The organism is Reyranella sp. (genome assembly GCF_004297265.1).
Taxonomy (GTDB): domain Bacteria; phylum Pseudomonadota; class Alphaproteobacteria; order Reyranellales; family Reyranellaceae; genus Reyranella.
Window position 1 is genome coordinate 42,261 of the sequence record NZ_SCUT01000036.1, and the last position, 24,240, is coordinate 66,500.

The window sequence follows — 24,240 nt, forward strand, 5'->3', positions numbered from 1 at the left end:
GCAGGAGGATTCACATGAAGATCGCACATTTCGGCATGCCGCTGCTGGCGCTCGTCGCCGTCGCCGGATCGGCCGCGACGGCCTCGGCCCAGATCGTCATCAAGATCGCCGATTCGTTTCCCGCCGGCCATTACGTCGTCGAGAACATGACCAAGCCGTGGATGGAAGAGGTCACCAAGCAGACCGGCGGCAAGGTGAAGTTCGAGTATTATCCGGCCGAGCAGCTCGGCAAGGCCAAGGACATGCTGTCGCTCACGCAGAGCGGCGTGGCCGACATGGCCTATGTCGTTCCGTCCTTTGTGCCCGACAAGATGCCGCTGTCGCCGGTGGCCGAGCTGCCGCTCGCGGAAGCGGTCGGCTGCAACGGCGCCATGGCCTACTATCATCTCGTCAACTCGGACAGCCAGCTGCGCAAGCTCGACTTCGACGCCAATCGCGTGCGCCCGCTCCTGGTACAGAACCTGCCGCCCTATCAGGTCTTCACCGCGAAGAAGATCAGTTCGTTGAAAGATCTGCAGGGCATGAAGATCCGTGTCACGGGCTCGGCCAAGGCCGCCGTCATCCAGCGCATCGGCGCGGTGCCGGTCCAGATCCCGACACCGGAAGTTCGTGAGGCGCTGTCGCGCGGAACCGTCGATGGCATCAACTTTGTCTACACCAGCCTGTTCCCGTACGACCTCAATCCGCTGGTGAAGACCGGCACGGCGGATGTGAACTTCGGCGGCTGGATCTCCAGCTACATCATCAACGACCGCAAGTGGAAGTCCCTGCCGCCCGACGTCCAGCAGGTGATGTCGACGCTGGCGGAGAAGTACTCCCGCCAGAACTGCGAGAAGGTCATGACCGACGATGTGCGCGACCGCGACCGGCTCGTGCAGGGCGGCATGTCGCTGCTGCGCCTCACGGACGCCGAGAAGGCCGACTTCGAAGCCAAGACGCGCGACGTCGCCGACCAGTGGGCCGCCGACCTCGACAAGCGCGGCAAGGCTGGCAGCGTCGTTCTGAAGGAATATCGCGACCAGCTCGCCAAGAAGAACTGACATCACCCGAGTTCCCCGGTCCCCTTGCGGGACCGGGAAGGTGTTCCGCTTTTCCTGGGGTTTCTTGACGATGCCGCTTTCCGGAGTGAAGGTTCTCGATCTGACGACGGTGCTCATGGGCCCGTATGCCACGCAGCTCCTGGGCGATTTCGGCGCCGAGGTGACCAAGGTGGAGGCGGCGGGCGGCGATTCGGTCCGCGGGATCGGCCCCGGCCGCAATGACGGCATGGGCGCGGCCTTCCTCGCGGTCAATCGCAACAAGCGCAGCATCTCGATCGACCTCAAGCAGGAGGGCGGACGGCAATTGCTGCTCGACCTCGCGCGTCATGCCGACGTGCTTGTCTACAATCTGCGTCCACACGTCATGGAGAAGCTTGGCCTCACCTACGAGGTCTTCGAGGCGATCAACCCCAGGCTTCTCTATGTCGGCGTCTACGGCTACGGCCGCCACGGCCGCTACGCCAGGCGACCGGCCTACGACGACCTGATCCAGGCGATGACGGCCATCCCCTCGCTCTACGCGCAGTCGACAGGCTCGGATCCGCGCTACGTGCCGTTCCCGGTCGTCGACCGCTTCGTCGGCCTGTACGCGGCGATGACCATCGCGTCCGCGCTCTACGAGCGCACGCGTTCGGGCCGCGGCCAGCGGATCGACGTGCCGATGTTCGAGACCATGGCCAGCGTCGTGCTGGGAGACCATATCGGCGGACATGCATTCGTCCCGCCGATCGGCCCGCCCGGCTATGCGCGCCAGCTGTCGCGCAGCCGTCGTCCCTACCCCACGCGGGACGGCTACCTCGCAATCCTCCCCTACAACGACGAGCAATGGCGCCGATTCTTCCGATCGGTCGACAAACTCGAGCTCTTCGAGAACGATCCGCGGTTCGCCGACATCGGGGCGCGTACGCGCAACATCGATGCGCTCTATGACATCGTGGCCGACATCCTGACCACGCGCACCACCGACGAATGGCTGGAAGTGATGGCCGATGCGGATATTCCGGCGACTCCTCTCTATGGGCTGGCCGACGTGTTCCAGGATCCGCATCTCCAGGAGGTCGGCTTCTTCCGCGATCGCCAACATCCGACCGAGGGACAGGTGCTGTCCATGCGCGTGCCGTCGGAATGGTCCCGGACGCCGCCGGCGCATGACCGGCCGGCGCCGCGCCTGGGCGCCGACTTCCGGGACATCCTGAGCGAGCTGGGGCTTTCGCCCGAACGCATCGAGGCACTCACGGAGGCTGGCGTGGTGAAGGCGTACCAATGAGCATGAAAGGCGTTCTTTCCGGAGTCCGGGTCGTCGAGTTCGCCGGCATCGGCCCGTCGCCGATGGCGGCCATGCTGCTGGCCGAACTGGGCGCCGACGTGCTGCGCCTCGACCGTACCGCCAAGGTTCAGCTCGGAACGCACAAGCCGGAGCGCTTCAATCTCCTCTATCGCAGCCGCCGCACGATCGACGTCGACCTCAAGGCCCCCGAGGGCAGGACGCTCGCGCTCGATCTCGTGGCCAAGGCCGATATCGTGCTGGAGGGCTTCCGTCCCGGCGTCATGGAGCGCCTCGGACTCGGTCCGGACGATTGCTTCGCGCGGCGCCCCGGCCTCGTCTACGGCCGTGTCACCGGCTGGGGCCAGGACGGGCCGCTCAGTGCCTATGCCGGTCACGATTTGAACTACGTCGCGCTCTCGGGCGCCCTGCATGCGATCGGGGCGAAGGACGGTCCGCCCATCCCGCCGCTCAATCTCGTCGGGGATTTCGGCGGCGGCGCTCTCTACATCGCGATGGGCGTGCTGGCGGCCCTCGTGCAGGCACGAGCCACAGGCAAGGGTCAGGTCGTCGACGCCGCCATGGTCGACGGCGCCCTGTCGCTGATGACGGTCTTCTATGGCGTCCATGCGGCCGGCCTGTTCTCGACCGAACGGGGCACCAACGCACTGGACGGCAGCGATCCCTTTTACGCGGTCTATGCCTGCGCCGATGGAAAGTACCTGTCCGTGGCGCCGATCGAGACGCGCTTCCGCGAAGCCTTCTCGGACATCGCGGGACTTGGGCTGCGAGGGCATCCGGATCTCACGCCCACGACGACGGAGGACAAGGAACGCGTACGGCGTCTGGTCGCGGCGAAGCTGCTCACGAAGACGCGGGACGAATGGGCCGCGCTGTATGCCAACAGCGACGCCTGCGTGGCACCCGTCCTCTCGGTCGAGGAGGCGCCGACGCATCCGCATCTCGCGGCGCGTCGCGCCTTCACGACGCTGGATGGCATCGTCCAGCCGGTCCCTGCCCCGCGCATGCCGAGCAACGACAAGCCGGCGGAGCTGGCGCGCCGAGGCGACCCGGCAGGTGCACTGGCCGACTGGGGGATCGACGCCGCCCGGGCCGAAACGCTGAAGACCGCCGGGCTGCTGGCGTAAGGAGTTACATGCTGCAGATCGCCTTTCCGCACCGGAACGCCGACCTCGACACCTTCGGCGAGTTCCGCGAGCGCGTGCACGCCTTCCTCGCCGACGATCCAGCCACCCGCGAACCGCATGCCGATTCCTGGTCGCAATTCGACGCCGCGTTCAGCCGCCGCCTCGCGGCGAAGGGGTTCCTCGGCCTGACCTGGCCGAAGAAATATGGCGGTGGCGAGCGATCGTCGCTCGAGCGCTTCATCCTGCTGGAGGAATTGCTGGCCGCCGGGGCGCCCGTCGGCGCCCACTGGATTTCCGAGCGGCAGGTCGGCCCCCTGTTGCTGCGCTATGGAACCGAGGCGCAGCGGGCGGAATTCCTGCCACGCATCGCCCGTGCCGAGCTCTTCTTCTGCATCGGCCTCAGCGAGCCGGACAGCGGGTCGGATCTGGCGAGCCTGCGGACGAGCGCGGTGTCGACGCCGGAAGGCTGGCGGGTCCGCGGCCGCAAGATCTGGACGTCGAACGCCCATCGCAACCACTACATGGTTCTGCTGTGCCGCACCGACCCGCAGTCACAGCGTCATGCGGGCCTGTCCCAGCTCATCGTGGACATGGCGTCGCCCGGCCTGACGCTGCGACCGATCCCCAACATGTCGGGCGAGCACGAATTCAACGAGGTCACCTTCGACGACGTGCTCGTGCCGCATGACCGGGTGGTCGGCACGGTCGGCAATGGCTGGGAACAGGTGACGAGCGAACTTGCCTTCGAGCGCAGCGGGCCCGAACGCTTCATGTCGTCCTTCATTCTGTTGCGGCATCTGGCGAAGACCACGCACGCTTTACCTGCCGAGAAGCTCGGCCTGCTGGCGGCGCGGCTCATCGGCCTGCGTGCCCTCTCGGTTTCCGTCGCCGCGATGTTGAATGACGGCAAGCTGCCCAATCTCGAAGCCGCACTCGTGAAGGAGCTGGGCTCGCGCCTCGAACAGGATGTCGGGGAGGTCCTGCTCGACGGGATCGACAGTGCGCCCGATCCGGGAAGCGCCGATACGATGAACCGCCTGATCGCCCAGACGCTGCTTCATGCGCCGTCGTATTCCATCCGCGGGGGAGCCCGCGAAATCCTGCGCGGCATCATTGCGCGCGGCCTGGGGTTACGCTGATGATCGAAGACAGTCCCGTTCATGCCTCGGCTCTGCGCGCGCTGGCGCCGATCTCCACGATCGGCAAGGCCAGCGACATGCCGGCGGCCGACGCCTGGATCGAGCTCTGGCCGGCATTGGAGCGCGACGGCTTCACCCTGCCCGCGGTATCGGCCGATCTGGGCGGCACCGGTGGCGAACTGCAGGACGAGCTCGCGGTGATCCATGCCTGCGCTGCCGTGGCGGCACGCTGCCCGCTGCCAGAAACCGCCGTCGCCGGTGCCTTGCTGGCGATGGCCGGGCACACCGTGCCGACAGGTCCGCTCACCCTCGTTCCGCCGGCCGGGTGCGCCAGCCTCGTGCTGACCGACGGTCTGCTCGACGGTGTGGCGATGGGCGTACCCTGGGCCGCACATGTCGGCCTCGCGCTGCTGCCTCTGTCCCAGGGGCTGGCGCTCGTCAGTCTCGAGGGCTGCCTCATTGAAGCCGGCCGAAATCTCGCCGGCGAGCCGCGCGGGTCGGTGCGTTTCCACCAGCAGCGCCTGCTGGCATTGTCGACCGAGGTATCGGCGGACGAGGTGCTGCTGCGCGGCGCGCTGATGCGCTCGGTACAGATCTGCGCGGCGGCCGAACAGGCGCTCAAGCTGGCCATCGGCCACACGACGACCCGAAAACAGTTCGGCAAGCCGCTGGCCTCCTTCCAAGCCGTTCAGCACCAGATCGCGGGCGCCGCCAGCAAGCTGGCCGCCGCGCGGATCCTGCTCGACGCCGCCTACGATGCCCTGGCGAGCGGCGATGCCAGTCGTGAGATCGCAGCGGCGCGGATCAACGCCTGCCTCGCCGGCGGCGACTGCGCGGCGGTCGCCCATCAGGTGCACGGGGCCATGGGATATGCCTGGGAATACGACCTGCATCGCCACACGTCGGCCATCCAGGCCTGGCGCGCCGAGTTCGGTCCCCTCGCCTATTGGGCAGAGCGTCTCGGGGCCCAGGCCGGCGCTTCGCCATCTGGCGATCTCTGGCAGTTCATCACGTCATGAGAGGGTCTGACATGGAGCCCGCAGTCCTGGTCGAACGGCAAGACGGCATCGCCGTCGTGCGCCTGAACAGGCCGCAGCGTCGCAACGCCTTTACCGACGTCGCGATGATCGACGAGGTGGCGGATACGATCCGCGCGCTCGATCGCGACCGCGAGGTGAAGTGCCTCGTGCTGACGGGCAACGGCTCGGCCTTCTCGGCCGGCGGCGATCTCAAGGCCATGCTCGACGGCACTTCGCTGGTCGATCGCGAGCGTCCCGAGGCAACGCGCATGGCCTATCGCCGCGGCATCCAGCAACTGCCCGAGCTGTTCGAGGCACTCGAAGTGCCGGTAATCGCCGCGGTCAACGGGCCGGCCATGGGCGCCGGCTGCGACCTCGCCATGATGTGCGACATCCGCATCGCCTCCGAAACCGCGCGTTTCGCCCAGACATTCGTCACTCTGGGCCTGGTGTCGGGCGATGGCGGCGCCTGGCTGCTGCCGCGCACGATGAGCTTCGCGGACGCCTGCGAGCTGGCTTTCACTGGCGACACGATCGACGCGGCGCGGGCGCTCGAGATCGGCCTCGTCAGCAGGGTCGTCAAGCCGGAGAGCCTGATCGAGGAGGCGATGTCGCTGGCCCGGCGTATCGCCCGTCACCCGGCCGACGGCGTGCGCATGACCAAGCGCCTGCTGCGGATGGGACGCAACATGCAGATCAACCATCTGCTCGAAGTCTCGGCCGCGATGCAGGCGCTGGGGCACAACACCCCGGAACATCGCACGGCCCTGGCGGAGGCCTACGAGCGCATCTCGCGGAAACCAGCGCGCTAATTGCTGCTGATCGCCTCGGCGGTGGCCTGCAGCCGTTCGAAGTTTTCCTTGAAGTTCGTCTTGATGCGCACGGTGGGACCGGAAATCGCCAAGGCATAGTGCTCGCCGCGCATCGTCAGCGGCACGCAGAGCGACGTCATGTCGGCGATGGTCTCTTCCACGTTCGTGTACCAGCCGCGGCGACGGCTCGCGGCCAGCTCCTTCCTGAGCTGGCCGGTGTCGGTGATCGTCTGCCGCGTGACTTTCTCCAAGGTCACGTGCGACAGGATCTTCTCCAGCTCCTCTTCCCGCAACGATCCCAACAGCGCCTTGCCGATGGCCGTCGCATGGACGGGCCGCAGGTCGCCGACCTGGGGCATGTAGCGCGATGGGGCCGAGGTCACCTCCACGGCGAGCAGGATGACCCTGTTGCGGCAGAGCTTGCCGAACATCGCGGTCTCCCGCGATTCGTCGCAAAGCTGGCGCACCGCGCTGCCGACCACCGACAGGACCGGGTCGGCCTTGGTGATGTCCTCCGCGACGTCGCGCAGGCGGGCGGTGGGATAGAAGCTGTTGCCGGGCGGCAGGTTGAAGAGATAGCCGCGGGCCTCCAGCGTGCGGATGATCGAGAAGCAGCTCGACACCGGCATCTTGAGCGCCCGCGCCATTTCCGAGACGGTCATCGGACGGCGGATCGTCGCAAACGCCTCGAACAGGTCGATGGTGCGCGATGCGGCGCGCACGTTGATCCCGCCGGCCGGCTTGCCGTCCTTGTCCTTCCTCGGTTCCTTCAACGCCACCTCGACCAGCTCGAGCGGACCAGGCCCGCGCGCGTCAGGCGGCGCGCTTCTGGTCGCGCTGGCGCAGGATCGACAGGATCTCCGCGGCGGCGGCCGGGATGTTGGTGCCCGGGCCGTAGATCGCCGCGACGCCTGCCTTCTTCAGGAAGTCGTAGTCCTGGGCGGGAATGACGCCGCCGACCACGACCATGATTTCGGACGCATTCTGCTTGGCCAGTTCCTCGATGAGCTGCGGCACCAGGGTCTTGTGGCCGGCGGCCTGGCTCGAGATGCCGATCACGTGCACGTCGTTCTCGATGGCGGCGCGCGCGGCTTCCTCGGGCGTCTGGAACAGCGGGCCGACATCGACGTCGAACCCTAAGTCGGCGAAGGCCGTGGCGATCACCTTGGCGCCGCGATCATGGCCGTCCTGGCCCATCTTCACGACCATGAGGCGCGGCCGGCGGCCCTCCTCCTCGGCGAAGGCCGAGATGTCGGTGCGGATGCGCTCGAGGCCGGCGTCGCCTTCCCATTCGCCGGCATAGACGCCGGAGATCGAGCGGATGGTCGCCTGGTAGCGGCCGTAGACGCCTTCCAGCGCCGACGAGATCTCGCCCACCGTGGCGCGGGCGCGGGTCGCCTCGATCGAGAGCCCCAGGAGATTGCCGGTGCCGTTGCGCGCGGCCTCGCCCAGCGCCTTCAGCGCGGCGACGCACCTGGCCTCGTCGCGGGTCGTGCGGATCTTGTGCAGGCGGCTGAGCTGCGCCTCGCGCACGACGTCGTTGTCGATGTCGAGGATGTCGATCGGCGGCTCTTCCTTGAGCTGGAACCTGTTCACGCCGACCACGATCTCCTCGCCGCGGTCGATGCGGGCCTGGCGGCGCGCCGAGGCTTCCTCGATGCGCATCTTGGGCATGCCGGCCTCGACGGCCTTGGTCATGCCGCCCAGCGCCTCGACTTCCTGGATGAGCTTGCGCGCCTCGGCGACCAGGCTGGCGGTCAGCGATTCGACGTAGTAGCTGCCGGCCAGCGGATCGACGACCTTGGTGACGCCGGTCTCGTGCTGGAGGATCAGCTGGGTGTTGCGCGCGATGCGCGCCGAGGTCGGCGTCGGCAGCGCGATCGCCTCGTCGAACGAGTTGGTGTGCAGCGACTGCGTGCCGCCCAGCACCGCCGCCATCGCCTCGTAGGCGGTGCGGATCACGTTGTTGTACGGATCCTTCTCGGTGAGCGACACGCCCGAGGTCTGGCAGTGGGTGCGCAGCGACAGCGAATCGACCTTCTTGGGCTCGAACGGCTTGATCAGCTCGGCCCACAGGAAGCGCGCGGCGCGCAGCTTGGCCGCTTCCATGAAGAAGTTCATGCCGATGCAGAAGAAGAAGGAGAGGCGCGGCGCGAAGGCGTCGATGTCGAGGCCCTTGGCCTTGGCGGCGCGCACGTATTCGAGCCCGTCGGCCAGCGTGAACGCCAGCTCCTGGACGAGCGTCGAGCCCGCCTCCTGCATGTGATAGCCGGAGATCGAGATCGAGTTGAACTTGGGCATGTAGAGCGCGGTGTGCTCGATGATGTCGGCCACGATGCGCATGGAGGGTCCGGGCGGATAGATATAGGTGTTCCGGACCATGAACTCCTTGAGGATGTCGTTCTGGATCGTGCCCGACAGCTTGTCCTGCGGCACGCCCTGCTCCTCGGCGGCGACGATGTAGCCGGCGAGCACCGGCAGCACGGCGCCGTTCATCGTCATCGACACGCTCATCTTGTCGAGCGGGATGCCGTCGAACAGGATCTTCATGTCCTCGACGGAATCGATCGCCACGCCCGCCTTGCCGACGTCGCCGACCACGCGCGGATGATCCGAATCGTAGCCGCGATGCGTGGCGAGATCGAAGGCCACCGACAGGCCCATCTGGCCGGCCGCGAGGTTGGCGCGATAGAACTTGTTGCTCTCTTCCGCGGTCGAGAAGCCGGCATACTGGCGGACCGTCCAGGGACGCCCCGTGTACATCGTGGCCTTGGGCCCGCGCGTGAAGGGCGGGAAGCCCGGCAGCGAGCCCACCGTCTCGATCTGCTCGAGGTCGGCGGCCGTGTAGAGCGGCTTCACCTGGATGCCCTCGGGGGTCGTCCAGGTGAGGTCATCGAGCGGGCGGTCGCGCAGCTCCTTCGCTGCGAGCTTTTCCCAGTCGGCGAGGGTCTTCTTCGGAAAATCGGCCATACCCACAATGTACTGCGGATTTCCGGCCTGAAAAGACCTGCTTATTCGTTGGCCAGAATCGTGTTTCGCACCAGGGGATAGATCTGGCCGGCCCAGCGGCGGCCGCTGAACACCCCGTAATGGCCGACGCCGGCCTGCATATAGTGCTTCTTGCGATAGGGTCGCAGGCTGGAACAGAGGTCGTGGGCGGCCACGGTCTGGCCCAGCGCGCAGATATCGTCGCGCTCGCCCTCGATGGTGAACAGGGCGGTGCGGCGGATCGCCTTGGGATCGACCCGCCGGCCCTTCCAGTCGAGCTCGCCCTTGGCCAGCCGGTGCTCCTGGAACACCCACTGGACGGTCTCCAGGTAGAACTCCGCCGTCATGTCGAGCACGGCGAAATATTCGTCGTAGAAGTCCTTGATGGTCTTGGCCTGCTCGGTCTCGCCCTTGGCCAGGTGCTTGTAGAGGTCGACCTGCGCCTTGATGTGGCGCTCGGCATTCATGCTCATGAAGGCGGTGAGCTGGACGAAGCCGGGATAGACGCGGCGCGTCGCGCCGGGATAGCGGATCGGCACGCGATGGATCAGGTTCTGCTCGAACCAGCTGATCGGCTTGCCCATGGCCAGCTCGTTGACCTTGGTCGGGCTGATCCGCGTGTCGATCGGGCCGGCCATCAGGGTCATGCTGCGCGGCTGCGCCGGATTGTCGTCCTCGGCCATGATCGCCGCCGCCGCCAGCGCCTGGACGCAGGGCTGGCAGACGGCGATGACATGGGCGCCGGGGCCCATCACCTCGAGGAACTTGATCAGGTGCTCGACATATTCGTCGAAGCCGAAGCGGCCGTTCCAGATGCCGACGTCGCGGGCATTGGCCCAGTCGGTGATGTGGACGTCGTGGTCTGGCAACAAAACGCGCACCGTGTCGCGCAGAAGCGTCGCGAAATGCCCCGAAAGAGGCGCGACCAGCAGCACCTTGGGCTGCGGCGGGACCCCCACCTTGGCGAAGCGCAGCAGGGTGCCGAACGGCGTGGCGAAGACCTCTTCCTCGCGCACCGCCACGGTCTGGTTGCCGTAGGGCACCTCGGATAGGCCGAAGGACGGGCGCCGATGGGTCAAGGTCGCCCGTGACGTCATCTCGCACAATGCGCTGGCCGCCCGCCAGCTGTCGGGCGTGGGATTCGCCCCTGTGGACAGGGTCTGGCCTGCCGCCGTCGCCCAGAGACGGATCGGAAGCATCATGTCGGCGGCGGTCTGATACATCGCATAAAGCATAGGGGGCGACCGGCTCGGAATTTGCATCTGCGAGGGCACCTAAGATACAGACAACCACCAACCGGGAGGGGTGGAGTCCATGGCCGAGGCCTCGCTCACCATCAGTAGCAAGAACTATTCCTCTTGGTCACTCAGAGGCTTTCTGTTGTGCCGGATGGCCGGCCTCGATTTCGAGGAGCGGATCGCGCCGTGGGACGATCCGTCCACCCGGGCCGAGCTGCTGCTGCTCTCGCCCTCCTTCCTGGTGCCCTCGCTGGAGCATGGTCCGGTCAAGGTCTGGGACACGCTGGCGATCGCCGAGTATCTGCACGAGATCAAGCCGGACGCCGGCCTGCTGCCCAAGGATCCGGTGGCGCGCGCCCATTGCCGCGCGGTCTGCGGCGAGATGCATTCGGGCTTCGCCAACCTGCGCTCGGCCCTGCCGATGAACCTCAAGGTCCGTCACGAAAGCTTCAAGGTGTGGGGCGGCGCCCAGGCCGACATCGAGCGGGTCACGACGATCTGGCGCGACTGCCTGCAGAAATATGGCGGGCCCTACCTGTTCGGGAAGACCCCGACCATGGCCGACGCCATGTACGCCCCGGTCTGCACCCGCTTCGCGACCTACAACGTGAAGCTCGACCCCGCCTCGGCAGCCTATCGCGACCTGATGCTGGGCTTCCCCGCGATGAAGGAATGGACCGCCGCCGCGAAGTCCGAGCCCGAGGAAGTGGAGGAGCTGGACGTCGAGTTTTAGGCTGGGTTTGCTGGGGGCGCGCCCCCAGCACTAACTCCCCGGCGCCCGCTTTAGCTCGAGTTCGACGCGTCCCACGCGGATGCCCCATTTGCCGACGGTGGCCTTGTTGATCAGGGAGCCGTCGGGATTGAGGGCGAGCACGTCGGAGAAGTCGACGGTCCAGCCGCCGAGGCTCACGGCATATTCCAGCCGCACCACCTTGCCCTCGGTCCAGGCCCGCGCCTGCCCCACGACGTCCTCGCGCATGCCGGTGTAGGTGCCGGGCGCGGTGCGTTCCAGGCGCCAGGTCTTGCGGTCCTTCTCGCCGTCGGCATAGGCGAAATCCTCGACCAGGGTCAGCACCTTGCCGTCCCAGCTGCCGTCGATCACCACGTCGAAGCGGCGCTGCGAACCGGTCCAGCTGTTGGTGAACACGCCCTGCCCGACCGTGCGGCCGGGGAAGAACTGTTCCAGCACCAGCGGCGGTGAAGAAGCGGCGACGGTCGCCTCCGGCGGTGCGGCGCAGGCACCCAGCAGCGCGAGGAGGCCCAGCGGGGAGAAGCGCTTCGGCGTGAAGGTTGTCATCGTGCCGGTTGTACGACCGAGATGCCGCCACCGGATCACCCCTTGTCGCCTCCCCTGCCGCCGCGCAGACTTCCGCCAACGAAGCGGAGGAAACAAATGACCATCACCCGCCGCGCCGCGATCGCGGGGCTTGCGGCCCTGCCGGCCGTGCCGATCCTGAGCGCCGGCGCCCGCGCCCAGGCCACGTTCCCGAGCAAGCCGCTCACGCTGATCATCCCCTTCCCGGCCGGCGGCCCGGCCGACACGTTCGGACGGCCGCTCGCCAAGGGCATGGGCGAGCGGCTGGGCCAGGCGGTGGTGGTCGACAACAAGAGCGGCGCGGCCGGCGTCACCGGCATCGACGTGGTGGCCAAGGCGGCGACCGACCCGCACATGCTGGGCCTGATGAGCGCCAGCGCCGGCGCCATCATGCAGAGCCTGATGCCGAAGATGCCCTACGATCCCGGGAAGGACATCGTCCCGGTCACCCTGGTCGTGCGGGTGCAGGAAGTGCTGGTGGTCAGCAGCAAGCTCGGCATCGACGACTTCAAGGGCTTCGTGGCCTATGCCAAGGCCAATCCCGGCAAGCTCACCTATGGATCGGCCGGCACCGGCGGCATCACCCATCTCGCCACCGAGCTGTTGAAGCGCGAGGCCGGTATCGACCTCCTGCACGTGCCCTATCGCGGCGCCGCGCCCGCGACCAACGACCTGATCGCCGGCACGGTGAACTGCGCGCTGCTCGACGTGCCGGTGCTGCTGCCGCACATAAGGTCGGGCGCGGTGAAGGCGCTGGCCGTCAGCTCCGACACGCGCGCCAAGCTGCTGCCCGACGTGCCGACCATGGCCGAACTGGGCCTGCCCAAGGTGAACTCCGACAACTGGTATGCGCTGGTGGCGCCGGGCGAGGCGCCGGCGGCGGCGCGGCAGAAGATCCACGAAGCCGCGGTCGACACCTTGCGCTCGAAGGAAGTGATCGACGCCTATGCCGCGGTCGGCGGCGTCGCGGTCGGCGATTCGCCGGCCGAGGTGACGGCCTATCTCAAGTCCGAAGTGGCCAAGTGGGCGGCGGTCATCAAGGCCGCCAACGTGAAGCTCGAATAGCCATGCCTTTGCCCATCGAGCGCGGCCTGGCGAAGACCTTCGCCGGGCACATCCACTACAGGGCCTGCGGCAGCGGTCCCGTCGTGATGGTGAGCCACATCAACCAGCAGAGTTCGGCCCTGATGGTCGAGCTGCTGCAGGCGCTGGGCCCGCACTTCCGCGCCGTCGCCATCGACTATCCCAGCCACGGGCATTCCGACCACATCGACTGGCAACCGCGCATAGAAGATTACGCCCGCGCCGTGATCGAGACGATGGATGCGCTGAAGATCGATCGTGCCTTTGCGCTGGGCGAGGCCGTGGGTGCGGCGGTGTCGATCGCGCTGGGCAGCGGCTGGCGCGATCGCATCGACAAGGTCGTGCTGGTGAACACGCCCTACTTCGCCGACGACGCCACCGCGACCAGGGACATCGCCGACATCGCAAAGGTGAGGCCGCAGGACGCCACGGGCTTCCCCGCACCGCGCTCCATCGACTTTCTCCTCACCAACGATCCCGAGCATGCGCCGATGCAGCCGACGCAAGCCTGGATGGACCGTATCAACGTGGCCCAATTCGAGATCGGCCGCGACCGCTGGCAGGCCATGCAGGCGCTGGCGAAATTCGACACCCTGGCCGGCATGCAATCCCTCGCCTGCCCGACCCTGATGCTCTACGGCGAGCACTTCATCTATGGCCGCCATCGCGCGCTGCTGCAGGCGCGCTGCCCGCACGCAAGGATCGAGACGATCGCAAACGGCCGCTTCTGCATGAGCTGGGAACGCGCTATCGACGTCGCCGGACATGCCCATGCTTTCCTCAGCTGATCGCTTCACCACGAAACTGGCACGCTTTCCGCGCCTCGGCCTCGCCCACCTGCCGACGCCGCTGGAGCCGATGAAGCGGCTGACGGCGCATCTCGGCGGACCCCGCCTCTGGGTGAAGCGCGAGGACTGCACGGGCGTCGGTCTCGGCGGCAACAAGCTGCGCAAGCTCGACACCGTGCTGAGCGAAGCCGTCGCGGCGGGCGCCGACACGCTGGTCTCGGGCGGCGTCGTGCAATCGAACAGCCAGCGCCAGGTTGCCGCCGCCGCGGCGAAGCTCGGCTTCGACTGCCATCTCGCCGTCTATCACGGTCGCCTCGCGCCGCCTTCGCCCGACTATGAGAAGACCGGCAACGCGCTGCTCAACCGCCTGTTCGGTGCGACCCTGCACGACGTGCCGTGGAACGGCGATCGCAACGGCGCCATCCGCGACCTCGCCGACCGGCTGCGCGCGGCGGGCCGCACGCCCTACCTCGTCCCCTACGGCGTTTCCAATCCGCTGGGCGCCGTGGCCTATGCGTCGACCGTGACGGAGATCGCCGCGCAGGCCGAGACGCTGGGCTTCACGCCGCACTCGATCGTCCATTGCAGCGGCAGCGGCGCCACCCAGGCCGGGCTGGTCGTCGGCGCGCGTGCCTGCCTGCCCGACACGAAAATCGTCGGCATCGACATCGATGCCGAACCCGAGCGGGTGCGCGCCGACGTGCTGGCCTATGGCGGAGGCGCGGCCGACCTGTTGGACCAGCCGTTCGTGCCGGACGACGTCGAGGTCGTGGCCGGACATGCCGGGCCGGCCTATGGCGTGCCGCATGCCGCGACGGTCGAAGCGATGAAGCTCGGCGCGCGACTGGAGGCGCTGGTGCTGGACCCGGTCTATTCCGGCAAGGGACTGGCCGGATTGATTGCGCTCATCGAGGCCGGGCGCTGGCACAAGGACCAGGACGTGATCTTCGTCCATACCGGCGGCGCGCCGGCGCTGTTCGCCTATCGTCACCTGTTCGACTGACTGCTGGAGACAAGACATGCTCGACGCCGAAGCCCGTATCCTGCTCGACCTGATGGAGGAGGCCACCAAGGCCGGCCGGCCGAAGCTCGAGACCCTGCCGCATGCGGTCGGCCGCGCGGCGGTCGACAAGATGTCGGAGGACAGCGAGGCCGATCCGCCGCAGGTCGGCGACACGGTCGACGGCGTCTTCGCCGGGCCGGGCGGCCCGATCAAGTACCGCCGCTACCTGCCGCTCGGCGTCACTCTGGCGCTGACGCAGGGCAACCTGCCGACGCTGATCTACTATCACGGCGGCGGCTTCGTGATCGGCACCATCGAGACGCACGATTCGACCTGCCGGCGGCTCGCGAACAAGAGCCGCTGCCAGGTGATCTCGATCGACTACCGCCTGTCGCCCGAGCATCCCTTCCCCGCGCCGATCGACGACGGCATCGCCGCGTTCCGCCACATCCGCGACCACGCCGATACGTTCGGCGCCGATCCCGCGCGCCTCGCGGTCGGCGGCGATTCGGCGGGCGGCGCGGTGGCCGCCGTCGTCTGCCAGGCGATGCGCGATGCGAAGGAAGCGGGCCCCGCCTTCCAGATGCTGATCTATCCCGCGACCGATTCCAGCAAGGAGAGCGGCTCGCGCCAGCAGTTCGCCGAGGGATATTTCCTCACCAAGGGCCTGATGGACTGGTTCTGGAAGGCCTATGTGCCGGCCGGCACCGACCTTTCGGACCTGCGCCTGTCGCCGCTGCTGGCAAAGGACTTCACCGGCCTGCCGCCCGCCTTCGTGCTGACCGCCGGCCACGACCCGCTGCGCGACGAGGGCCGCGCCTATGCCAACCGGCTGATCGACGCCGGCGTGAAGACCACCTACGTCAACTACCCCGGCACCATCCACGGCTTCTTCTCCCTCACGCGGTTCCTGCAGCAGGGCCTGAAGGCCAACGACGAGGCCGCCGCGGTGATGGGCGCGTTCTTCGGGACGTGATCATTGGAGCGCGCAACTCCAGTTGCGCTCATGACTCATGATGCGCCACTTCAGCGCGGGGGTTACCCCGCGCGCAGTGGCGCGCGCCCAGCAAAGACTCCGGGACGGGAGGCCGTGCGTTGCCCCCTCACCCAGCCTCTCCCCCTGGCGGGGGAGAGGAGTTTGAAAACTCATGTTCCTCGCCCCCGCTAGGGGGAGAGGTTAGGTGAGGGGGTTACAGGCGGTGCCAGCCGCACGAACCCGACCGGCTTGTCGAAGCCCTTCAGCGCGACCTCTTCCTCGCGCTTCGACACGTCGGCGATGACTCCCTGGACGGCGGGATCGTCGGCGACCGCACGCGACAGCACCACGTCGCCACCGGCACTCTGCCCCTGCAGGCGCGCGGCCATGTTCACCGTGGAGCCGAAATAGTCGAGGCGGTCGTTCAGCGTCACCACCACGCTCGGCCCCATATGGACTCCGAGCTTCAAGGTCAGATCCTGGTCGGCAATGCGGGCCTGCATGGAAAGCGCGGCCCGCACCGCGTCGGCGGGGTCGCCGAACGAGGCCATCACCGCGTCGCCGATGGTCTTCACCACCGCGCCGTCATGGTCGCGCACGATGGCGGCCAGCAGCGCGAAATGCTCGCGCACCACGTTGTAGGCCGCGGCATCGCCCAACCGCTCGTAGAGCGCGGTCGAGCCGCGCAGGTCGGAGAAGAGCAGCGCCACCTGGCTCACCCCCGCCTCGTCGCCCGGCCGCAGGGTCGCGGCGGCGAAGAGATCGCGGAAGGCCTGCAGCGAGATCACCTCCGGCGCGGTGAGCGCCTCGCGCGTCCAGGTGCGATCCTCGATCAGCGCCGCCAGCTCGAAGCCCGCCTCGTTCACGAACTCGATCGTCCCTGCTTCGCCCGATGGAGGAAGCGCCTCGACGCCGGCCGCCGTCACACGCAGGCCGGGGAACGGCCCGCCCTCATGCTCCACGTCGATCGTTTCGCCGGGATGCAGCGTGCGCAGCCGGTAGCGGCCCGGCGGCAGATCGACCGAAACGCGCCGCCGCTCCCCCGGCGCCAGCAGCAGCTGGACCGCGACATGCGGCGTCGCCATCGGGCCGCTCAAACAGAAGCCGCCCGCCATCAGCGGCCGCACCGACGGCGCCGGCGCAAAGGTGAGCTCGACGTTCTTCTCGAAATCGCGGTCGTAATCGATGTTGCAGGAGGGACAGTGCGCGCCGCGCGGCAGCTCCGACAGGGCCGAGGCCGAGAGCTTGGGCCCGCGGCAGTTGGTGCAGAGCAGGTCCCAGCTCATGGTCAGCAGCCCCGCCCGCACCGAGGCGAGGCAGCCCTCGATCGCGGCGCGCGGCGCCACGCCGATCTGGCGCGCCAGCCGCTTGGGCTTGAGATGGGCGAGATCGCCCGCCATGCCGCCCAGCACCGTGCCGGTCAGCACCCGGCCGAGCCCGTTGCCGTAGGGGCTGCGGTCGATCTCCACCGCCATCGCCGCCGCGCGCTCGAACGCGCCCTCCGGCAGCGCCGGCTTCGGCAGCTCGAACGGCGTCTCGCGCTCGCCCTTGAGGAAGGACACGGCCTCCAGGACGCGCTTGCCCACGGCGGCGCCGGCCTGCTCGGCCAGCCGCTTGCCGAACAGGCGGCCCATCAGGGTGAGCGGCTCCCATTCGAGCGCGTAGCGGACCAGCGAGCCGCCCTTGCCGTCGGGCTCGAGATCAAACACCGGCCCGAAGCGGCGGAACGGCCCCTTGGAGAAGACCCGCGACACGTTGAAATGCCGGCCCAGCACCCACTCGTAGGGCTTCTCCTCCCATTCGAGCGTGAACCCCGCCGCCTTGCCCCGGCCGCGGCGCAGCACCGTGCCGTTGGGCTGCGGCGTCTCCTCCAGCAGATAGGGCGGCAGGCCCATCGCCTCGTTGAAGCGGTTGGTGTCGGCCAGCACCGGCCACAACACGGACGGCGGCAGATCGAAGGTCCAGCTCCAGGTGCGGCGCGAGAGAGGCGGCATGGGGCTGGTACTGTAGCACGCGGGCGGGCGGATCAGGGGTGAAGGATCGATAGAATAACCCCTCTAAGTCTATACTCCATTCCAGCGAGAGAGGGCGCCACAGCGCGCAATCTTGAACTGTTTGCTATAGTGATTATCTTGCCCGAATTGAAGTGATTGTTTGCGCCCGTCTGAACTGGCATTGGCAACAACTCTTTCACGCTTGGCCCGCTAACAACATGATGAAAACAAGACAAACTTGGCACCGTTGGCGGGAGCGAATCTGCTTTCGGTATCTGCCCACGTTCGTCAACGGGTTGATTCATCTATCGACGTACGAAGCACGAAGGCAGCTTCGACTCTCTCCTCTCAAAGTGTTGGTAGATGTGAACGTCTTCGCCCACGGCGTAACGCACGAAACTCAGTGGGTAACAACCGGGTACTCAGATGTTTGGCAAGCTGAGCTGGGCTATCTCGCGCGCGTGCCCGTCCATGCACCTGACTGCGCGACGGACCTATACAGAAGCGTCCAAATCCTTCCGGGCATCGCGCACCTTGCGCGCCTCGGGTTCATTGCAATGAAAACTTCGACCGAGCTGAAAGCCGAGGAATACCGCCTTGCGCCCGCGCGGCTCCAAGGCGGCAGCTACTACGACTACAACGTCTTTCAAGGCATTCGCCCCCAGATCCTCGACACGCTCTCATTCGGCGGATACACATTCGAAGAACTGTCGAGCAAGAAGCATCAACGCGAGCGATTGGATGCTTCGGAGGACCCGCTGTATCAAAGCCTTCTGTACCATCTGGAGCAGAAGCGAAGCCAAGATGCTTGGCATCTTCGTACCGCTGAAGCGCATGACTGCTTCTGCTTCCTCACAATGGATTTTGATCTGATCAAAAGGTTCGAAGAGGTAAAGCATCTGGAACCATTAACGTCATTGAGAACGAAACTGATGACACCAGAGGCGCTAGGCAAGTATCTGCGTCTTCATCCCATTCCACCGCGCGTTCTCAGTTACAATGGAGCCAGCTTTCCGGTGCGACCCGATCTGAACCAACCTGGAAGCAGACGCTATGACTGGCCGAAAAAACGTCCCTCGGCCTGAAGCGTCCACCACATCGATCTGGTCGGTTTCACGCTCAGCCTGCAATACGTCTGCTCAGAGCGATCGCCGCGGGTGACCCACGAGCAGTCACCTTTGCGAGCAACTTTAAGAACGCTTCCCGATTTTTCTGATCGGCAGCGAGTTCATCACGCCTCTGCGCCCAGCACGCACTCAAGAACTCTATGAGGCTATCTTCAACATCATGCTTCCAATCGTAATCGGCGAAGCGCTCAACTTTTGGCAGCAGCCAATTTATAGCTGGTAGCAGCAATTCGCTTGGGCCTGGAAGCACAACAAAAGCCGCAAAATGGGAGACAATTCGTGGTGTTGCTCCCCAATAACCGATTGCCTTCTCGTATACCTCCTCAAGCTGCCTAAAGATCGCGGCATGTTCTTCATTAGTCAGTTGCCGTGTCCAGCGCGCGTCCAATGCCAGCAACTGTACTACGACTGCGTCGAGGTCGAAATACGCAACCTTGCTCGGGCTCCATGACTCTTGACTAATTGCGAAATCAATCATTGGCCGCCAGATTCCAACAAAGGTATTGGCCGAGCCAGTAGCGGCGTATCCTGTAGTGAACCAATTCCAGAAAAAGTACTCGACCCAGCGATGCGCGAACGCGCCATGCGCCACAATTGGCTTCCAGAGTTCTCGACGTGACTCTTCGTCGGGCCGGCTCGGAATGCTCCTGGCGACCATCTGCAATGTCCAGTTGTCAAACTCTGATGGCGTACCTTCTAGACGATCGCGGCTATCTGCCCGGATAACAGGCAGCCTATTGAGCACGAGCGCCAAAAGTTCCTTCAGAATCGCTACCCACGCCTTGTTCTCCGCTGGTGTCGCTTCTGCCAAATTCAGCCATCCGAAGGCGGCCATGATCACGTGCTCGTCCAGCGCCAAGCGCTCTGGTCGAAGCTTACGTCGCTGGCCGCTTCCTTCTTCGTGCTCCTCTGGCTCGCGAACTACTCTTCGCTCAGGATATTGCTTCTCATAATGCTCATCGAGAGTCTTTCGTAACTCAATATTGAGCGATTGTAGTTCGGGAATTGCGTCAGACAATTGGCCGGCCTCAAATTGCTCAATGAGCTTCCTTCTTGAGGCGACAGCTTCTTCGACAGTCTGATACCTCGCCATTTGGCGAACTGCCGACCACCTCGCTGCCAACGCAATGGAATGCGGAAACAGTGTTCCAAGATTTGCTCGCGCGTCCGCAATACGCGTCATAACCAACCCTGTGGTGGCATATCGAAACGCCGTGATAGCCGCGGCAACGAGCTTCCTTGCCAGCGAATCTGAAGGATCGGTTACGAGAAGCATGACACCACACTCGGCTGCAAACGAGTCCCAGCGCTGATCACCGATTGCGACTTCACTCGAAAATCGATCCGTTTGAAAGTTAAGTGTTTCCTCCAATCTCGCTCGACACCATGCGATTCGAGTTGGGTCATCCTGGAGCCAAGGCCAACTCTTAGCAATTAAGAGCGCAATTCCCGAAATGACCGCATCAATCGCTTCCCAGTAAGGCCCTTTGCGATCTGTGAGTGATTCAGTCAGGTGCGGCTCAAGTGACTTAAGCAACGTCCAAATCGACTCGGTTTGCTCCCGAGTTAGATCCCCGCTTGCATGAAGAAGCTTACGGCATTGGAAAGGCAGCAGCCTCCGATTCTGCTCCTCCATAAGCCTCTGCAAGCTCGCTTCGTTCTTGCTCGCAATTTCTGCCGGCCAAGAGAAGGAGACTGGCACAAGCTCCGCTCCCTGCGCCTCGAATAGGTAATTCTCTGGTCTCAATCGCTCAATCAGCAATCTTAAGGACTCTTTTGAATCGTCTTCTGATAGATGTGCCTCCCACTTTGAACGCACGTCTTCGAATAGCGAGGCATACTCAGGCCGCCCCAGCATGCTTCTCGCAATCGGCCCCTCCGGATAGAGCAAGCTTTCCGAACGATGGGGAAGACGCGAGAACGCTGCAGCCATATCGAACAGCTGCCTAGATTGATGACCCCAGTAACCTAGGGGTCCAGTACTGTCCGTAGACTTTAGAGTCGCAAGCTGAAAATCCCAACTCCAGAAATACCAAACAGAAAACAGAGGCCTGAGCACATTCGCAAAGAGATGCGGTGCTAGCTTGCCAACATTCATAAGTATCCCGGCGAACGCCAGTGACTCACTCTCGTTGATAATTCTTGTCAACCAATGGGCAATGGACTGTTGTTGATGAATTTTGGCGTACAGCCAGAACTCCAGTGCCATCAACGCTGAAACCACCTGCGAGGCGCTATGGACAGGCCCATCGTGATGCCAACGGTAAACGTTTGAATTGCCGAACCATCGTCGGCTCTCGCCCGCCACAGTAACGTCCATCCAACACTTATCTCTGGTGTATCGATGTGTGGCGAAGTTCGTCAGCCGAATAACAAAAGACAGTGCTTCTTGCGGTGCCTCGTTGAGGAACGAGAGAAACGGGCCTCGAAAGTATGCCGGAGGTTCACCCTCTGGCCAATACGACAGGCCACACCCTGGCAGGCTCGAACTGCCGAAGTCATCTTCATCGGATGCTTCTTCAATGCAAACGGCAAGTAGAACCTCCAGCGCCGCCTCTGGATTTGCCCGCGCCAGCCGAGCAAAGGGATCTCCCGCAAGGCAGGCATTTCGAAACTGTGAGAGAACGTGCCGTTGCGGTCCATCCTGCCAATGGCTGCTTCTGCGTCTTCCTCCCAAGAATGGGGGAATGACTGGCTGAACCGGAGGCCCCGCGTCCACTCGCCTCGCCTCGGCGCGTTCCTTGCTTACGCGAGCAACACGTTCACTAATTTGGGCACTGATTGGCCTTCGGCCCGCAAGCTCCAGGCACAACTCCGAGACCTCTACCGGCAATAATGGTGCCGCGTACAATAGAGCTTGGAATACCGTGTCGTCTTTGCCCTCCGAGTAGTAGGCGGTTTCAAGGTTTCTGCCCTGGACTTCGCGCGCAATCGTATAAGCGAGATTCGCCGCTTCCTGACGCCAGCGAATCTCGACACCCTGCGCCGCCAAAGCGGCTGTGGTTCGAAGCCACAAATGGCACACATCTGCAGCCTCATACGGTGAGATGAGTGCAACCTCTTGCTTCTTGGAATGAAGAAATGTGAGCACCGGCGGCCAGTATACCCAGTTGGGTAGTCTGACCAGATGCTCAAGCCTCGTCGCGTCTTCCGGGGTGCTGAAGACCGCAAGTCTGGGATCAGGCACAGTCGCCACCGCAAGGAAGCGTCTCAAGAGCAAGCGCAGGTGTTTGCCACCATTGTGTGATAGTGCTCTCCACATCCCTTCTAAGAATTCCTGCGCATCCGTTGCGAGGCACAGCGCATCGATAAACAGATCTCGCGTTACACTGGACTGGGGAGGTGCATCGACCTCGATCTCGATACTTCTCAGCCATCGTTGGCGACTTGCGTCGTCACCCTCCAAGAGGCGTTGGCCGAAGAGACGAATCGCGGGCTGCCAAAGCGGTGACAACGCATGCTGCAAAAGATGAGTCAGAGAGGTGGGATTCTCCCCAATCAGAATCTTTAGCCTCGCCCAATGGCCCAAAAGATCGTGGTGAAGGTACACGCGTTCATCTTTGATGCGGATCAGGCCCGATCTTTCAAGGCTGCGCAATATGGGCTGCCTCTCTCCGCCGATCCTTCCACGAGCTAGACCATAAGTAAGTGTGTCTGCCTCAATTTGCGCCAGCTCCATCAGGAAATGAGAGCGCGCTTGCCCATCATCAGCGTCTTCCGTCCACCGCGCCCAAAGTTCATCAATGACACCTATCGTTGTTAGACGTTGGCCTGCTTCCGGTAAGGCGTGTGGCCCACTACTTGCGAACCAATCCAGTACTTTTAGATTGGTAAGCACCGGAGCAAGTTCAGGGCGCCGAGCAAGCCATTGGAGTTCTGGGAACTCCTCAAGCAGACCGTGCACTTCCTTTTCGTCTGGTCTTTCGCATTGAACTGGGAACAAGCTACCTGGCGTAACGTGGTGACTACGCAAGACGCGTATGACCCGCTCGCTCGCGTCTGATTGCAGTGACAAGGCCACGTTGATATGCGCCCTGTTCAATTCAAGAATCTTCGCCTGCAGTAGGGCGCATAGCTTCAACGCCCGCTCCGAGCACCCTTCGACACTGTCAAAAACAACCAAACAAGAGCCCGGGGCATGCAACAGAGTTTCGAGAAGAGGGTGTTGTAGCTTCATCGAGTTCTGAAGGTCGATGACACTTGCACAATCTAGATCTTCACGAGAGAACCAAACTGTAAGGTCAAAACTAGCCGCTAGCTCCTTTAACAGGGCCGACTTTCCGCTTCCCGACTCGCCCCCGAGTATGCAGACTTTATCGCGCGCAAGTTTCTCGCGGACACGATCCGAAATAGCCGCTCTCGGGAGATGGGCGATGCGAGCGACACGATTGCCAATATCCTCCATCACCGACTCGGAGCGTTGCCTGATGGCTTCTATATCGGCTCGATAGTCTGGATGATCCCGCAGCTTGAATTCGCCTCGCAGTTTTTCGAGAAGATGCTCAAGTTTTAAAGTGCCGCCTACCGGACGCATCTCATCGGCAATTCCGATTAGGCGTTGCCAGAGTGCGAAAGCTTCTGTCGCATCACTGGACGAAAGCAGGCTGCGGGCGTCACGTAGAGCAGCAGTTGTCGCGAGGGAAGTTGGGCTACCATAGTCAAACACGACTACGCGTACATCGTGTAGAAGTTCGACTGCCTCCTCGGCTGTCGATTCGCCTCTGTAACGAGGGGGGCGTCTGAATCCATCCAGGATGTTGCGCTGGATAGAGGAGGATTGTGCTCCTTGCACCTTTAAAGTCTGAAGTCGCGCCACGATCCTATCAGGTGTAGTGCTCAGCACCTCTCTGAGCAGCGCATTCCAATCATCCAGAACGTCGCCGCTAATCGACGCCGTAACAAGAACTATGGCATCTGTGTCACGGGAGAGTTTCCGACCGTCGACTCCCAGCCATTGGCCCCAAGCCAACTCTACAAAGTCTTCGGGAAACCCGCTCCTAGTGAGTTGTCGGTTGCTCTTGTACGACAGTCCAATCGCCCTCTTCGTGCCGTCTATGGTCTTGCAGCTAATCAGCAAATCGTCGAGGAGCCAGCCCGTGTCACGGGCCTGCCAGTCTGCCTGCTCAACGCGGCCAAACTCCGCTCCGACGCTGTTGGTGCCCATTAGCATGTCTAAGAGAAAGCGGGCAGCGACCTCGTTTTCGTATCGAGTTCCGGCGTTTCCGGTTAGTCGTACTGGAGACCTTTTGGTGGGAGCGGACGTCATATGGTCGTGTTCTCGTTGGCCGATGCAGGCTTTGGCAGTT

18 protein-coding genes are annotated in these 24,240 nt (G+C 64.3%); 12 read left to right on the forward strand and 6 right to left on the reverse strand.

Annotated elements, in window-relative coordinates:
- The first annotated feature begins 14 nt into the window (after positions 1–14).
- From dctP to EPO41_RS16350, 6 genes are all read left to right on the forward strand, one after another.
- A complete protein-coding gene (gene dctP, locus EPO41_RS16325) occupies positions 15–1,040 on the forward strand; it encodes a TRAP transporter substrate-binding protein DctP (protein ID WP_296326966.1) in 1,026 nt (341 codons plus the stop codon).
- 70 nt (positions 1,041–1,110) lie between these two features.
- The gene (locus tag EPO41_RS16330; protein ID WP_296326968.1) at positions 1,111–2,307 is read left to right on the forward strand and encodes a CoA transferase; all 1,197 of its coding nucleotides are present in this window, start codon (positions 1,111–1,113) and stop codon (positions 2,305–2,307) included.
- On the forward strand, positions 2,304–3,452 hold the full coding sequence (locus EPO41_RS16335; RefSeq protein WP_296326970.1) for a CaiB/BaiF CoA-transferase family protein: 1,149 nt from the start codon (positions 2,304–2,306) through the stop codon (positions 3,450–3,452). The genes EPO41_RS16330 and EPO41_RS16335 overlap by 4 nt, the downstream gene beginning before the upstream one ends.
- 8 nt (positions 3,453–3,460) lie before the next feature.
- A complete protein-coding gene (locus EPO41_RS16340) occupies positions 3,461–4,591 on the forward strand; it encodes an acyl-CoA dehydrogenase family protein (protein WP_296326972.1) in 1,131 nt (376 codons plus the stop codon).
- The gene (locus EPO41_RS16345) at positions 4,591–5,610 is read left to right on the forward strand and encodes an acyl-CoA dehydrogenase family protein (RefSeq protein ID WP_296326974.1); all 1,020 of its coding nucleotides are present in this window, start codon (positions 4,591–4,593) and stop codon (positions 5,608–5,610) included. The genes EPO41_RS16340 and EPO41_RS16345 overlap by 1 nt, the downstream gene beginning before the upstream one ends.
- 11 nt (positions 5,611–5,621) lie before the next feature.
- A complete protein-coding gene (locus tag EPO41_RS16350) occupies positions 5,622–6,422 on the forward strand; it encodes an enoyl-CoA hydratase-related protein (protein ID WP_296326976.1) in 801 nt (266 codons plus the stop codon).
- Here EPO41_RS16350 and EPO41_RS16355 read toward each other — a convergent pair.
- The 3 genes from EPO41_RS16355 to phaZ are packed head-to-tail and all read right to left on the reverse strand — an operon-like array spanning position 6,419 to position 10,645.
- Positions 6,419–7,201 carry an IclR family transcriptional regulator gene (locus EPO41_RS16355; protein WP_296326979.1) on the reverse strand — a complete coding sequence of 261 codons (783 nt, stop codon included), beginning with the start codon at positions 7,199–7,201 and terminating at the stop codon, positions 6,419–6,421. The genes EPO41_RS16350 and EPO41_RS16355 overlap by 4 nt on opposite strands.
- Before the next feature lie 34 nt (positions 7,202–7,235).
- A complete protein-coding gene (gene scpA / locus EPO41_RS16360) occupies positions 7,236–9,392 on the reverse strand; it encodes a methylmalonyl-CoA mutase (protein WP_296326980.1) in 2,157 nt (718 codons plus the stop codon).
- A gap of 41 nt (positions 9,393–9,433) precedes the next feature.
- Complete coding sequence (gene phaZ, locus EPO41_RS16365; RefSeq protein WP_296326982.1) at positions 9,434–10,645, reverse strand: polyhydroxyalkanoate depolymerase; 1,212 nt, start codon at positions 10,643–10,645, stop codon at positions 9,434–9,436.
- 79 nt (positions 10,646–10,724) lie between these two features.
- Between phaZ and EPO41_RS16370 the strand changes: the two genes are divergently transcribed.
- A complete protein-coding gene (locus tag EPO41_RS16370) occupies positions 10,725–11,381 on the forward strand; it encodes a glutathione S-transferase family protein (protein ID WP_296326984.1) in 657 nt (218 codons plus the stop codon).
- A 30-nt stretch (positions 11,382–11,411) separates the two neighbouring features.
- Here the strand turns inward: EPO41_RS16370 and EPO41_RS16375 are convergent, their stop codons facing one another.
- Positions 11,412–11,945, reverse strand: coding sequence for a DUF3833 family protein (locus tag EPO41_RS16375; RefSeq protein ID WP_296326986.1), 534 nt, complete (start codon positions 11,943–11,945; stop codon positions 11,412–11,414).
- A 96-nt stretch (positions 11,946–12,041) separates the two neighbouring features.
- Between EPO41_RS16375 and EPO41_RS16380 the strand changes: the two genes are divergently transcribed.
- From EPO41_RS16380 to EPO41_RS16395, 4 genes are read left to right on the forward strand one after another with little or no spacing between them, the layout of a single operon-like run.
- Positions 12,042–13,028 carry a tripartite tricarboxylate transporter substrate-binding protein gene (locus EPO41_RS16380; protein WP_296326988.1) on the forward strand — a complete coding sequence of 329 codons (987 nt, stop codon included), beginning with the start codon at positions 12,042–12,044 and terminating at the stop codon, positions 13,026–13,028.
- A 2-nt stretch (positions 13,029–13,030) separates the two neighbouring features.
- The gene (locus EPO41_RS16385) at positions 13,031–13,834 is read left to right on the forward strand and encodes an alpha/beta fold hydrolase (protein ID WP_296326989.1); all 804 of its coding nucleotides are present in this window, start codon (positions 13,031–13,033) and stop codon (positions 13,832–13,834) included.
- Positions 13,818–14,837 (forward strand): D-cysteine desulfhydrase family protein, encoded by a 1,020-nt coding sequence (locus EPO41_RS16390; protein WP_296326991.1) that lies wholly within the window; start codon positions 13,818–13,820, stop codon positions 14,835–14,837. The genes EPO41_RS16385 and EPO41_RS16390 overlap by 17 nt, the downstream gene beginning before the upstream one ends.
- A gap of 16 nt (positions 14,838–14,853) precedes the next feature.
- Positions 14,854–15,813, forward strand: coding sequence for an alpha/beta hydrolase (locus EPO41_RS16395; RefSeq protein ID WP_296326993.1), 960 nt, complete (start codon positions 14,854–14,856; stop codon positions 15,811–15,813).
- 188 nt (positions 15,814–16,001) lie between these two features.
- On the opposite strand, the gene EPO41_RS16400 is transcribed toward EPO41_RS16395, so the two are convergent.
- On the reverse strand, positions 16,002–17,807 hold the full coding sequence (locus EPO41_RS16400) for an adenylate/guanylate cyclase domain-containing protein (RefSeq protein ID WP_296326995.1): 1,806 nt from the start codon (positions 17,805–17,807) through the stop codon (positions 16,002–16,004).
- 365 nt (positions 17,808–18,172) lie between these two features.
- On the opposite strand from EPO41_RS16400, the gene EPO41_RS16405 reads away from it, so the two are divergent.
- Positions 18,173–18,892 (forward strand): hypothetical protein, encoded by a 720-nt coding sequence (locus EPO41_RS16405; RefSeq protein ID WP_296326997.1) that lies wholly within the window; start codon positions 18,173–18,175, stop codon positions 18,890–18,892.
- Between the two features lie 34 nt (positions 18,893–18,926).
- Here EPO41_RS16405 and EPO41_RS16410 read toward each other — a convergent pair whose 3' ends face one another.
- Complete coding sequence (locus EPO41_RS16410) at positions 18,927–24,098, reverse strand: hypothetical protein (protein WP_296326998.1); 5,172 nt, start codon at positions 24,096–24,098, stop codon at positions 18,927–18,929.
- Between the last annotated feature and the right edge of the window lie 142 nt (positions 24,099–24,240).

What these genes read in the sequence shown, in the direction of transcription:
- dctP (WP_296326966.1), top strand. Translation starts at nt 15, where the DNA reads ATGAAGATCGCACATTTCGGCATGCCGCTGCTGGCGCTCGTCGCCGTC.
- EPO41_RS16375 (WP_296326986.1), bottom strand. Translation starts at nt 11,945, where the DNA reads ATGACAACCTTCACGCCGAAGCGCTTCTCCCCGCTGGGCCTCCTCGCG.
- EPO41_RS16395 (WP_296326993.1), top strand. Translation starts at nt 14,854, where the DNA reads ATGCTCGACGCCGAAGCCCGTATCCTGCTCGACCTGATGGAGGAGGCC.
- EPO41_RS16330 (WP_296326968.1), top strand. Translation starts at nt 1,111, where the DNA reads ATGCCGCTTTCCGGAGTGAAGGTTCTCGATCTGACGACGGTGCTCATG.
- EPO41_RS16410 (WP_296326998.1), bottom strand. Translation starts at nt 24,098, where the DNA reads ATGGGCACCAACAGCGTCGGAGCGGAGTTTGGCCGCGTTGAGCAGGCA.
- EPO41_RS16370 (WP_296326984.1), top strand. Translation starts at nt 10,725, where the DNA reads ATGGCCGAGGCCTCGCTCACCATCAGTAGCAAGAACTATTCCTCTTGG.
- EPO41_RS16400 (WP_296326995.1), bottom strand. Translation starts at nt 17,807, where the DNA reads ATGCCGCCTCTCTCGCGCCGCACCTGGAGCTGGACCTTCGATCTGCCG.
- EPO41_RS16340 (WP_296326972.1), top strand. Translation starts at nt 3,461, where the DNA reads ATGCTGCAGATCGCCTTTCCGCACCGGAACGCCGACCTCGACACCTTC.
- EPO41_RS16350 (WP_296326976.1), top strand. Translation starts at nt 5,622, where the DNA reads ATGGAGCCCGCAGTCCTGGTCGAACGGCAAGACGGCATCGCCGTCGTG.
- EPO41_RS16345 (WP_296326974.1), top strand. Translation starts at nt 4,591, where the DNA reads ATGATCGAAGACAGTCCCGTTCATGCCTCGGCTCTGCGCGCGCTGGCG.
- EPO41_RS16390 (WP_296326991.1), top strand. Translation starts at nt 13,818, where the DNA reads ATGCTTTCCTCAGCTGATCGCTTCACCACGAAACTGGCACGCTTTCCG.
- EPO41_RS16335 (WP_296326970.1), top strand. Translation starts at nt 2,304, where the DNA reads ATGAGCATGAAAGGCGTTCTTTCCGGAGTCCGGGTCGTCGAGTTCGCC.
- phaZ (WP_296326982.1), bottom strand. Translation starts at nt 10,645, where the DNA reads ATGCTTTATGCGATGTATCAGACCGCCGCCGACATGATGCTTCCGATC.
- scpA (WP_296326980.1), bottom strand. Translation starts at nt 9,392, where the DNA reads ATGGCCGATTTTCCGAAGAAGACCCTCGCCGACTGGGAAAAGCTCGCA.
- EPO41_RS16380 (WP_296326988.1), top strand. Translation starts at nt 12,042, where the DNA reads ATGACCATCACCCGCCGCGCCGCGATCGCGGGGCTTGCGGCCCTGCCG.
- EPO41_RS16385 (WP_296326989.1), top strand. Translation starts at nt 13,031, where the DNA reads ATGCCTTTGCCCATCGAGCGCGGCCTGGCGAAGACCTTCGCCGGGCAC.